This window comes from Cellvibrio sp. ATLC23 (assembly GCF_057196725.1).
Window position 1 is genome coordinate 486,061 of sequence record NZ_JBXUOS010000002.1, and the last position, 12,087, is coordinate 498,147.

The 12,087-nt window shown below is 49.9% G+C and carries 12 protein-coding genes; 5 read left to right on the plus strand and 7 right to left on the minus strand.

The window, feature by feature from the left end; translation table 11 throughout:
• Window positions 1-40: 40 nt before the first annotated feature.
• Window positions 41-586, minus strand: coding sequence for an oligoribonuclease (orn, locus tag AC2CG4_RS05070; RefSeq protein ID WP_151054276.1), 546 nt, complete (start codon window positions 584-586; stop codon window positions 41-43).
• A 129-nt stretch (window positions 587-715) separates the two neighbouring features.
• On the opposite strand from orn, the gene rsgA reads away from it, so the two are divergent.
• The gene (rsgA, locus tag AC2CG4_RS05075) at window positions 716-1,735 is read left to right on the plus strand and encodes a small ribosomal subunit biogenesis GTPase RsgA (RefSeq protein ID WP_484485236.1); all 1,020 of its coding nucleotides are present in this window, start codon (window positions 716-718) and stop codon (window positions 1,733-1,735) included.
• Window positions 1,736-1,848: 113 nt separating this feature from the next.
• On the plus strand, window positions 1,849-2,655 hold the full coding sequence (locus AC2CG4_RS05080) for a sulfurtransferase (RefSeq protein WP_484485237.1): 807 nt from the start codon (window positions 1,849-1,851) through the stop codon (window positions 2,653-2,655).
• A 76-nt stretch (window positions 2,656-2,731) separates the two neighbouring features.
• On the opposite strand, the gene AC2CG4_RS05085 is transcribed toward AC2CG4_RS05080, so the two are convergent.
• The 6 genes from AC2CG4_RS05085 to AC2CG4_RS05110 all read right to left on the minus strand — a co-directional run bounded on the left by AC2CG4_RS05085 (window position 2,732) and on the right by AC2CG4_RS05110 (window position 9,233).
• The gene (locus AC2CG4_RS05085) at window positions 2,732-3,595 is read right to left on the minus strand and encodes a PEP-CTERM sorting domain-containing protein (protein ID WP_484485238.1); all 864 of its coding nucleotides are present in this window, start codon (window positions 3,593-3,595) and stop codon (window positions 2,732-2,734) included.
• 228 nt (window positions 3,596-3,823) lie between these two features.
• A complete protein-coding gene (locus AC2CG4_RS05090; protein ID WP_484485239.1) occupies window positions 3,824-5,092 on the minus strand; it encodes an ATP-binding protein in 1,269 nt (422 codons plus the stop codon).
• A gap of 2 nt (window positions 5,093-5,094) precedes the next feature.
• A complete protein-coding gene (locus AC2CG4_RS05095; protein WP_484485240.1) occupies window positions 5,095-5,814 on the minus strand; it encodes a response regulator in 720 nt (239 codons plus the stop codon).
• Complete coding sequence (locus tag AC2CG4_RS05100) at window positions 5,814-6,176, minus strand: DUF3019 domain-containing protein (RefSeq protein ID WP_484485241.1); 363 nt, start codon at window positions 6,174-6,176, stop codon at window positions 5,814-5,816. The genes AC2CG4_RS05095 and AC2CG4_RS05100 overlap by 1 nt, the downstream gene beginning before the upstream one ends.
• A 98-nt stretch (window positions 6,177-6,274) precedes the next feature.
• On the minus strand, window positions 6,275-7,141 hold the full coding sequence (locus tag AC2CG4_RS05105; protein ID WP_484485242.1) for a MipA/OmpV family protein: 867 nt from the start codon (window positions 7,139-7,141) through the stop codon (window positions 6,275-6,277).
• Window positions 7,142-7,175: 34 nt separating this feature from the next.
• Window positions 7,176-9,233, minus strand: a complete 2,058-nt coding sequence (locus tag AC2CG4_RS05110; protein ID WP_484485243.1) for a TonB-dependent receptor plug domain-containing protein — start codon at window positions 9,231-9,233, stop codon at window positions 7,176-7,178.
• Between the two features lie 196 nt (window positions 9,234-9,429).
• Here AC2CG4_RS05110 and AC2CG4_RS05115 point away from each other — a divergent pair, with 196 nt between their 5' ends.
• From AC2CG4_RS05115 to AC2CG4_RS05125, 3 genes are read left to right on the plus strand one after another with little or no spacing between them, the layout of a single operon-like run.
• Window positions 9,430-10,626: a DnaT-like ssDNA-binding domain-containing protein gene (locus AC2CG4_RS05115; protein ID WP_484485244.1), complete on the plus strand. Its 1,197-nt coding sequence runs from the start codon at window positions 9,430-9,432 to the stop codon at window positions 10,624-10,626.
• Window positions 10,538-11,224 carry a replication protein P gene (locus AC2CG4_RS05120; protein WP_484485245.1) on the plus strand — a complete coding sequence of 229 codons (687 nt, stop codon included), beginning with the start codon at window positions 10,538-10,540 and terminating at the stop codon, window positions 11,222-11,224. Before AC2CG4_RS05115 ends, AC2CG4_RS05120 begins: the two co-directional genes overlap by 89 nt.
• A 33-nt stretch (window positions 11,225-11,257) precedes the next feature.
• On the plus strand, window positions 11,258-12,064 hold the full coding sequence (locus AC2CG4_RS05125) for a glucosaminidase domain-containing protein (RefSeq protein ID WP_484485246.1): 807 nt from the start codon (window positions 11,258-11,260) through the stop codon (window positions 12,062-12,064).
• The last annotated feature ends 23 nt before the right edge of the window (window positions 12,065-12,087 follow it).

Consider the following 12,087-nt stretch of genomic DNA (forward strand, 5'->3'; position numbering starts at 1 on the left):
GGCGACCCAAAAGTCGCCTGTTTTTTTACCGCGATTTACTTTACTCCATCTTAAAAAACGTAGCCCGATAATGCTGCAATTCCGCAATCGAATCCTTAATATCATCCAACGCTAAATGCGCGCCGGATTTTTTCACACCGGCGATTACATCCGGTCTCCAGCGGCGCGCTAATTCTTTTACGGTGCTTACGTCTAAATTGCGGTAGTGGAAATAGTCTTCCAGTTTGGGCATGCCGCGCACTAAGAAGCGGCGGTCCTGGCAGATGGAATTGCCGCTGATGGGGGATTTGCCTTTGGGAACCCATTGCTCCAAAAACTTAATCGTTTCTGCTTCCGCTTGTTCAATGCTGATTTTGCTCTCGCGCACGCGCTGGGTGAGGCCGGATTTACCGTGTTGGTTGGTGTTCCATTCATCCATATTTAACATGATGCTGTCAGGCTGATGAATGGCGAATACGGGGCCTTCGGCGAGGATATTGAGGTCGGCATCGGTGACTATGGTGGCGATTTCGATAATCACGTCGGTATCCGGGTTGAGGCCGGTCATTTCCAGATCGATCCAGATTAGGTTGTTTTCATTTAGCATGGGTTTTTCCTCGGCAACATGGGTTTTTACTGCGTAAATAGGGCACAATTGCGCGCAGCTTAATGTAATTATCCAGTCTAGCCAAACCGACTCATCCAACCACCCTATCGCAGGTTAAAGCACCCACGCATGTCTAAACGCAAACTCACCCGCCGCCAGCAATGGCGTATTGAAAAAGTTCAAGAAGAGCGCACCGCGCGTGTCGCCAAGCGCGACAAACAAGCCGATGCACAAATGAATGAGAGCGATTTAGGGCCGGAGCAATTGGGGTTGATCATCACCCACTACGGCACGCAGGTGGTGGTAGAGGCGACTGAAGGCGAGTTGGCAGGGCAACACCAGCGCTGCCACTTCCGCAGCAACCTGGGTTCACTGGTGACGGGCGATAGAGTGGTCTGGCGCACCGGCAACCCGATGGGCGTGGTAGTGGCGGTGATGCCACGCGAATCCGCTCTGCAGCGGCCCGACCCGCACGGCGATATGAAAACCGTAGCTGCCAATATCGATCGCATTATGATTGTGGTCGCCCCCTACCCTGAACCCCATGCAAATTTGATTGACCGCTATCTGGTCGCCGCTAATGCCATCGATATAGAGCCGGTATTGGTGATCAACAAAACCGACCGTATTGATGATAGTACGCGCGAGAAAGTTACCTATCTGGAAACCACTTATCGCAAGCTGGGTTACACGGTATTGATGGTATCGACCAAAACTGAAACCGGGCTGGATGAATTGCGCGAATATCTTGCGCATTACACCAGTGTGTTTGTGGGGCAGTCAGGCGTGGGGAAATCCTCGCTGGTGAACGCGCTGCTGCCGGAATCGAACTTGCGTGTGGGCGGTCTGTCTGAACGCCAACAGGGCACCCACACCACGACCAGTGCCACACTTTTACACTTCCCCGGTGGCGGTCATTTGATCGATTCACCCGGCATCCGCGAATTTGGTTTGTGGCACATGGAGGAAGATGAAGTACTGGAAGGATTTATCGAGTTCAAACCGTTTATTGGCCACTGTAAATTTCGCGATTGCTCGCACCGCCACGAACCCGGCTGTGCAATTTTAAAAGCGCTGGAAGATGGCACGGTCAGTGCAACACGCATGGACTCCTACAGATATATTTTGCGTACGCTCAACGAGAATTAAAGTCACCCCACCCCAACCCTCCCCTTAAAAAAGGGAGGGAGTTAAAGCTCCTCCCCCTGCCAAGGGGGAGGCTGGGAGGGGGTTAAAATTACAGCTTCCAAAGGAATAAAAAAATGGCACTACCTTTTGTCATCGAGCCAACACAGCTCGCCGCACTTTTAGCGCAGCCAACGAGCAAGTTATTGATTCTTGATATGTGCGCCGAGCAGACGTATCTGCAAGGCCACATCGATGGCGCCGTTCATGTGCCGCCACATAAAATCCTTAGCGGCCAACCGCCAGTGCCGGGCAAGATTGCATCGGCCGACATACTCAATCGGGTTTTTTCGTTTTTGGGTTTAACCCCCGATACCCATGTGGTGGTGTATGACGATGAAGGTGGTGGCTGGGCGGGACGCATGATCTGGACGCTCGATGCCATCGGCCACAAACACTATTCTTATTTGAATGGCGGCTTGCATGCTTGGCTAGCATCCGGCCAATCACTGACAAAAGAAATTCCAGTGCTCACCCCAAGTCAGGTGAATGTAAAAATAGATCCGCGGGTCGTGATTGAAGTAACCGATATTCTCGGCGAATTGGATCGCGGCGATTTTGTAGTGTGGGATGCACGCAGCCCAGCAGAATTTACTGGCGAGCGCATCACCGCGCAAAAAAATGGCCACATTCCCGGCGCGATTAATTGTGAGTGGACCAACTTAATGGATCGCGATAACGCCCTGCGCATCCGCACCGATGCGCGCGAATATTTAGCCGCACTTGGTTTAACTGCCGATAAAAGAATTGTCACTCACTGCCAAAGCCATCACCGCTCCGGTTTTACCTATTTAGTGGGCAAAGCCTTGGGTTTTAATATTCGCGGCTATCACGGCTCATGGGCCGAATGGGGCAATCACCCGACTACGCCGGTGGAAAAATAACAACTCAATTCCAACACAAATTTTTTGCAAAAAAATGCCCGCAGTGCGGGCATTTTTTTGGCTCGGCGCTCGTCAATTAACGCTGACGGCTGCGAACCAAACCCAGACCAAGCAAACCAAAACCGATCAACAATAACCCCGCAGGCTCGGGCACATTGACGACTGGCGGAGTAATGCCATAAACGGTTTGCAAATTACCGGAAATGCCTGCGCCTAAAAAGCGCACGCCATCCAAATTCAAACCATCACCTAATTGCATGTAGGCATCCGGCGCAATGTAAGTGCCCTGCATGGTTCCTGCAGCAACATTCACATGTCCTGCATTTAAAACACCGTGCATATTAAACAACACATTTTTTGCAGCGACACCGTCAAGCAAAATGGCAGCGCCGCCGCCCAACATAAAACCGAAATAATCTACGTTGACGATGAATACATCATTCGCAGTTCCTTTCAATGTCAGACTGCTCCCAGCCGTTAAATTCAGACCAACAATATCAAACACCGATACATCGCCCTGGCGCTCAAAGGTTTGAGTGCTATTGATGTAGCCCCTGTTCACACCACCCAATGCCTTGGCGGTTTGCGATGCATTTTTTACATCGCTATAGAGTGCATCCCAAAATGCAGCACCTTCAACACCGGCAGCACCTTCGATACTAGCGCCGGGGTTTTGGGTCAGAGAACCAAAATCCGCATCGCCATGAATCACCGAGCCATGAGCCATATTGAGGGTATTGCGCACCCCTACATTGCCAAAAATTTCCGCCTCGGAGCCCAGCTCCAGGTTTCCATACATCGGCTGACCATGCCAAACACTGGTGCCAGTCGCGAGCAAGGTGTAATCGCCTGCATTACCCAAATCCACAGGCAGTGCAAACACAGCGCTAGAGGCCAACGAAAATGCCATTGCGACTGATTTGAGAAATGGTTTAATCACATGAATACCTTTGGTTGATTGTCAGGTCTCATGCCGTATTTATAGTATTTGTGTGTAAGAGATATTGTTTTAATAAGTAGTGGCCATTACGGCAGATGACATTTAGGCAATTTTTACACCACTTTAGGAAGATCGAAGCAAAACAGTGACTTGCATCACATCGCGGCGAACAGCGCCGCAAACAATGTAAAAATAGTCGACAACGTTGTCAGGCACAGAGTGACTGAGCTATTTATCCACCGCAAACTTCAGTACCACACTCAACCCACCCAGCTCAGCAGACTCAGTGAGAATCAGCTCAGCTCCATGCCACTGCGCGATACGCGCCACAATCGCTAAGCCCAACCCATGACCGCGCCCTTGATGATGACTGCCCTCGCTGCGGTAGAACGGCGCGAGCACTTTTTCACGCTCAGCGATTGGAATTCCGGTACCGTTGTCGGCCACATTTAACTGCAACTGACCACTCAGCCACTGCAGGCTGAGCTGCACACGCCCACCACCATAGCGCAATGCGTTTTGCAGCAGGTTATGCAACAACATAGCGAGGTATTCTGGATCACACTGCGCAGATACATTTAATGCGGATGAAGAGATTGCCAACTCTACCTGCTCGCAATAGAAATCATCGTGCAGCTGCGTTATAAACTCTGCCAGCTGAATGGGCCGCGCCGTAAATGAAATGGTCGCTTGCTCAAGACGTGCATAATTCAACAACGCCTCCACTAGCGACTCCATCGCCATAAGATCGCGATTTAAATGGGCGAGATTTTGTTGCTGCTCTGGGGTTAGGTTCGCTTCTTCCAATACATCCAAACCAAAACGCAAGCGCGCGAGCGGCGTGCGCAGATCGTGGGACAAACCGCGCGATAATAATTTATTGTCGGCGATCAGCTGCTCAATGCGCTGCGCCATGCGATTAAAATCCTGCTCGATAGTTTGGATATAGGAATGCTTATCTGCGGCGATGCGCACCTGCAAATCACCAGCACCAAATGCCTGAGCTGATTTGCGCAGCAAAGCGAGGCGACGCAATAAGGGGTACAGCCAAATTAACACCATGGCAATGACGCCACCGTAAAATAACAAGGTCAGCAACCAGCGCAGTGCGCCGTTATTTTCCTGACGCAATTCATTCGGTAGCGCAAAGGATAAAACCTGTTGTTGCTGTTTGAGATAAAAATGCAGGGTGAGCTGATCGCCCGACTCGAGTAGTAGCGGCTCGCCAGTTTCAAAATGAGTTTTAACACCTTCCGGCAGAGGGAAGTCGCTGTAGTCGGAGAGCTGCGGATGTAACCGCGAGTCAGTCAACCATTGCTGGGTTGGCACACCCGCATCAAGCAACTGCGCCAATTCACGCCCGACATTTTTATAGGCGCTAACGGTGGGGTCTTCTTCATCGGCAAATTGTGCACTGTACCAGCGATCGATCCCCCAACCGAGGCCAACCACGGCGGTGAGCACTACCAAGAGCAGCGACAGGGTTAAACGCTGCACAATTATTCCCACGCCTCGGGCGAAAACAAATAGCCTTTGGCCCAGATGGTTTTAATGCGAAAAGGTTGCTCGGTGTTATCAAATAATTTTTTTCGCAAGCGCGATATACGGATATCAATCGAGCGATCAAAACCATCGTATTCAATGCCGCGCAATTGTGTTACCAATGCCTCGCGACGAATCACTTGCCCAGCCTGACTCGCCAATAACCAGAGCACATCAAATTCATTGGCAGTGACAGGAATCATCTGGTTGCGATAAAAGACACTTTTGGCATCGCGCAGGATTTTTAATTGGCCAAATTGCAATTCACCCTCTTGCGCAGTAGCACTCGCCGGTTCAATGTGCTCCCGCCGCAGCAGGGCTTTAATTCGTGCTAACAAGACTCGCGGGCGCACCGGCTTGGTTAAATAATCATTGGCGCCCAGTTCCAGCCCGAGAATTTCATCGGCCTCTTCACCGCAGGCGGTGAGCATTAAAATTGGCCCGGAATAAAAAGCGCGCAATTCGCGACACAGATCAAAACCATTTTTGTAAGGCAGCATTACATCCAGAATAATTAATTCCGGCGGCTGTTGCTTTACCGCAGCCAACACTTGATCACCGCGATCAATATGGTGCAGCTGATAATTATGGCCGCGCAGATATTGCAATATCCACTCCGCCAAAGAGGCGTCATCTTCTACCAATAAAATGCTGGCGGGTGTTTCTGTATTCATCATTAAAAAAGTCGCCAATGAGTTTTACGCCGGGTATTTGCCTTGTACACCCAAGCCACTTCCAGTGTAGCCGTAGCCAGGATTTTGTTGCCTTGCACATTAACCAGCTGCAAGTCTAGCGATGCATCACTGGCAAACTCATATTGAAATTGCCCTGCTGCAACATCTTGCCAGCAGTGAATGGGCGTTTCGGCAAACTGCTGATAAAGGCAATAATGCCCCGCTTGCGGAGCGCGCCAGAATAATTGCACGCTCTGATAACACATCTGTCCCTGGTGCAAAGCCACGCAGCGCTGAGGTTTTAATTGCAGCTGTGCGGCCGCGCTAGCAGCTTCATCCGCTACTGCGGCATGTGTTATACCCAAGACAATACTTGCACTTATCAAGTGCCGTACATATTTGCATAGGCATCTGATGTTCTGCCAAGCGTGGGTTATACAATTTTCCATTTGCAGCGCCACCACTAAAACACGTAACTAATAGCAGTGGCGATCATTTCGCCGTGGTCATCTAGAATAAGCGGGCTTTTAGTTGCAACTGATGCCAGCTCGATGCGCCGGATAAAACCGCGAAATACCCACTTCTCGCTGATCGGATAGGTCGCACCAAACTCCGCAACATAGGCCATACCCGCAGGTGCGCTGTACTCAGGAAATACTTCAGACGCTTCATCGGCAGCGATAGAAAAATAATAATCGGTAATTTCTTGTGAGCGATAAGTAGCGCCAACTATGCCGTGAAAATTCCAGTTGCGATATTGCCAGTGACGCGCGAGTTTCAACGAATAGAGTTCACCGTAATGCGTGCGGCTAATATCGGTAAGCGCGTGCAATTGCACAATATAATTGCCGAGGTAAGCTGTGGCGCGCGGGCCTGACATAAAATCACCGCGACGGGTTTTTAGGCCGCGATAATCATTCGTTTCATCGCCACTCATTTCATCGTGTTCGGCGAGTGCCACCCAATCGAGCGCCCAATTGCCGCTGGTATAATCATGGGTACCATTGTAAAAGTTGTAACCCATAGTGAATTGTTCGAGGCTCTGCGAAAACAATTCCACAAACCAGCCGTTATATTGGTAGCGTGCACTAATATCGATAAAGCCTTCATTGTGCACCTCGCCTTTTTTATTACCCTCCGGCCAACCCACCACGGGATTGGTATAACTGGCAAAACCGAGCCCCACTTCTACATAACCGCCATTACCCGTATCTGGCCCCGAGGCACCTTTGCGTACATCGCTGGAGAGATCTCCTGCAACACAATTAAATGCAAGGCCTACTACCAGCGACATGCCGCAGATAACAAACGTGCGCAATCTCATCCACATAAACATTTATAACCTGTGCAGTAAAAAGTGTGATTTAAAAAACCAGCGACATACCCAGTGCAGGAATAATGCCCATACCGACTTGATCTTCCAATTTGAAATCTTGCGCCGAGTGAGTGCGTTTGTAATCCAGTTTACGATCAGTAACATTGCGGCGATTGAGGGCGTTGAGAATATCAATATTGTAAGTGCCTGAATAACCCCAAAGTGTCATTTCGCGCTTAAAGCGCAGATCCAGACGCGCATAAACCGGTAAATTTTCTGAATAGGGCTCGCCATACACCGGCAGAATACGATCTTCAAACCAAGGGTTGGGTTGAATGCCAACTATCGGCGTTATCGCGCGGCCAGATTGTGCGGTCAGGCGCGTGCCCACGGTCCACAAATCGTTTATTTGATAATTCATTACCCAATTCACTACCAGCGGCGTATCCAAATAATAATCGCGTTCCATATCGGTGAGTTTATTGGTGCGGGTACTGCGCGATGCACTGATCGCAAGCCAGCCGTACCAGCGATCGGTTAAACCTTTATTGATAAATAAATCCACCCCATAGGCCTCACCTTCAACATTGTTGGTGTAGAAGGGTTGGTTAGTATCATTCACATCACTAGCAAGCGGCAAACCATCCATGGTTTTGTAATAGGTCGTTATCGACCAACTCCATTCATCAGCCAATTCCTGTTTAATACCCAGCGTGTAGTGATTGGAGGTGGGCGATTGCAATTCGGTATTGCCAATTTGTGGAAAGGTTTTATCGATATCCGGCAGGCGATTGTAGCTGCCCGCAGAAGAACTTAACGTCCAGTTGTCGATAAACTCCCAGGCGATTGCAACACGCGGATGGGTAAAGGTTTCTTCGGTGAAATCGTTGTAGTGGGTTTGCACCCCCAGATCTACCGCCAGCGCATCGGTAATTGCCCAGTGATCATTCACATAGGCAGAATGCTCTTTAATTGTCACTTTATCTTCCGCGACAATTAATTCGCCGCGGCGCAATTCGCAATCGGGATCAAATTCAGTACATAAATAATTGATAAACCGCGCATCGTAACTGTATTCAGTATTATGGCTTTCTGCCCCCATTGAAATACTGTGGGAGTTGCCCAGCATCAGCGAAAAATTCGCTACCGCATAGACATCTTCAGTAGTGAAATCAAAAAAATATTTTTCCCCTCCCCAAAAGGTATCGTCATTTTTTTGGTAGTGCCCCATTTGCATATCAAGCTCACTGCCCTCCCCTGCAGCAAATTGCCAACGCAAATTTTGGTTGTGATACGTATTTTGAATTTTGGCATCCCCGGCAAAATCCGGCTCTTCCATAACCTCGGTAGAAAATTCAGTAAATTCAGCTGCCGCCAAGTCACTGGCACCATTGGCGCTCAAAGTGAGCTTGTGGTCATCACCTAAACGGTATTGGTATTTAAACTGGTAATCCGTATCTTCCGGTGCATCTTGCACTTTAATGCCGTCTTCTTTTTCGGCGGCATCACTATCAAAAAAATAATGCAGCAGACTGGCGCGACCAGACAAATAAAAGGCGGAATCTTCCGTTACATCGCCTTCAACAAATATGCCGGCGCGCAGAATCGAAAGATCAACTTTGGTATGAATATCCTGCGTTTTGGGGTCGCGCAATTTGATATCAAAAATCCCGCCGATGGCATTGCTATAGCGCGGACCAAACCCGGCGGAAAATAAGTCAAAATCCTGAATGATATTTTCATTAAAAATCGACGTAGAAAAAGTATGGAAAACATAGGCTGCCGGCGCACCGTCGACCAAGTAGCGATTGTCGCTCGGCGATGAGCCGCGCACCGCTGGCGCACCGCCGCCATCGCCTTCACTAATCACACCCGGCAAACTGAAAACTGCCATTAGCGGATCGCCCAGCGAACCTGGCACATCAATAATTTTTTGGGCATTTTCAGTAATCACCGAATAATCGCTTTTGCGCCCTTGTACTACCATTTCTTCCACGCCAGCGTCATTCGCGGGTGGCGGGACGGGGCTTGTTGTATCACTGGCTATAGCCGGAGCAGCTAAGAGCGAGAGGACTAATCCGGGAACAATAATAGGGGATGTGCGCATGGCAGTTTCCTTTTGGCTAGGGCAATCGCTGCGGTTACAGCAGCATAATTAAGAGCGCACAGCCTAGCGATGATCGACAAGATTGGGTGTAACAGAGCGCATGCGTCTGTATCAATCTGTAACCGCTGGCATCTCCCCCCCTATCCGCCTACAATTCCCTCCTTTGTTTTGACTTGGCTGTTACGGCCTGAGAGCTATGAGTTCATCCCTGATTCCCGAGCGCCCACTGCTGATTTCCCCTTCTCTCGCTGCGACTATCGGGCTGGAAGAGGCCTGTATGTTGTCGATTTTGGGGGATTTGGCGACTTATTTGCCGCTGGTTCCAGCCAATGGCCGCCAGTGGTTAGATGTGGACGCGAGTTGGATAAACCGTTTAATGCCGTTTTGGACAGATCAGGATGTCCAGCGCATTAGCCGCAACTTGAAGGATAAAGGCATTATTCTGCTTGCCTCCGCACCTTACACCGAGAGCCAACGCCTGACGCTGGCATTTGATGAGGCCGATACCCAGCCGTTCACACCGCCGCCCGCATTAAGCCCTATTGCTGCCCCCGCTCCTGCGATCCATGCCGGAGCGACTCTAATATCGCCCAACTGGCAGCCAGATCAGGAATTGTTGCGCCAGATTGCGCAATACAATATCCCGCTTGATTTTGTGCGTTTGCAAGTGCCCGAGTTTGTGACTTACTGGCGCGAGCGCGGCGAAGCAAATCACTCTTGGGGCGCGAAATTTTTAAAGGATTTATTGCACAAATGGCGCAGCCACGAGACGCAAGTAGCGCGGCAAAAACGCGAAGAAAGTGAGCGACAAGTGCGCGATCGCGATACCGAGTTTTTAAATCGCGACTTGGAAACCGCCATGCACAGCCAGTGGCGGCCAAGCAAAGATGCGCTTGAAGTGCTGGTGAAACACGCAAGCATCAGCCTCGCGTTTGTAGAGGATTCTATTCCGGAATTTGTGGTCTATTGGCAAGAGCGCGGCGATGTGGGACGCACCTGGAACAGCAAGTTTATCCAGCATGTTAAACGCCAGTGGAATCGCTACAACTCGGCGCTTGAGCACGACACCGAACCCAAACGTATTCCCGACAATTGGCAGCCAAGTAAAGATGTGTACGATGTACTCAAACTCGCCAATATCGATTTAAAATTTGCCCAGCAGCAAGTCGCAGAATTTGTTTTGTACTGGCGCGACAGCAATCAATTGCTTGCCAGCTGGAACACCAAATTTTTGCAGCACGTAAAATTTCACTGGGCCAAACAGCACGCATTAACAACCGTCAACTCGCAGCAGGTTAATACCCATGCAGGACAGCAACTCCCTCATTCAGCAGGTCGCACAAGAGATAGCAGCCTCGCGCAACAACTCAACGACCGCAGCTGGGCAAACTGAGCAGCAGCGCAACGAACAAGAGCGCCCGGCGCCCGGCGATGGCCACATAGATGCGATCAATCAAGTGTTTGCGCTGTTTCGCATTAATTATCACAACCAGTATTACGCCGCGTTTAAAGACAATGAACTGCTTAATCAAGCGCGCCGCCTCTGGTTAAATTCACTCGCGCAATTTGCGCCGGAAACTATTTTGCGCGGTGCGCGCAAGGTGATTGAAGAATCGGAATACTTGCCCACGCTTAACCGCATGATTCGCGCTTGCCAAGGTGAGCCGGATAAATTCGGTTTGGTGGATGCTCACCAGGCTTATGTCGAAGCTTGCCGCGCGCCCAGCCCGAAAGCGGCTTATGCCTGGAGCCATCCGGCGGTGTATCACGCTGGTTGTGCAAGCGATTGGTATTTTCTAACCAGCAATGCCGAGAAAGTCGCCTTTCCAATTTTTGAGCGGCACTATTTGAAACTCTGCGAGCGCGTAATGAACGGCGCGGAATTGCCCGCACCGAACATACCCGCATTGCCCGAAACGATAGAAACACCGCTGAGCAAAGAAGAAAACGCCAAACGTATGGAAGAGTTACGCAAACAACTCGATTTGTAATTCACTTTTTAATTTTTTGGACCAACCTTTTTTATGAATAAAAACGCATCACAATGGCTACTGGGTTTATTACTGGTCGCTTTCCCAATTGCCACGCTGGCATTAGTGCTCACCCTTGCTAGTCTGCCCAGCAACTATTTTTTCGCGGATGCAGAGCGCATTGGCGATGATTTATCGAGCAACACACTGCTGCCCGACTTCTCCGCCATTGAGCAAACACCCGAGCGCAAAGCACAATTTCTCGATATGTTGCGCCCATTAATTGATGAAAAAAATGCAAACCTATTAAAGTCCCGCGAGCGATTAATCAAAATAAAAACCGAATGGGATGAATCGCAACAAATTACCGGCGTAAATGCGCGCAACCTGAAGAAACTGCGCGAAAAATTTCATGTGACTTACGAAACCTATCCTGATGATGCACGGGCAATCGACATCTTGTTACTGCGAGTAGACGTTATTCCGCCTGCCATGGTAATGGCGCAAGCAGCCATAGAATCCGGCTGGGGCACCTCGCGCTTTGCCGAGGAGGCGCACAACTTATTTGGCCATTGGTGCTATAACGAGGGCTGCGGCATAGTACCTAACAAGCGCCCGGCCGGTGCCAGACACGAAGTTAAGAAATTTAACAATGTTGAAGAATCTATTACGGCATACTTCAACAATATCAATACCCATAATGCCTATCGCCCCTGGCGGCAGTTGCGCGCACAATTGCGCGATACACCGCAACAATTTACCGGCAGCGCGATGGTGGCCGAACTGGGCAAATATTCCGGGCGCGGCAGTATGTATATTCATGAATTGCGTACCCTTATTCGCAGTAACAATCTGGAATAATCCACAGCCAGACAATTCACCAT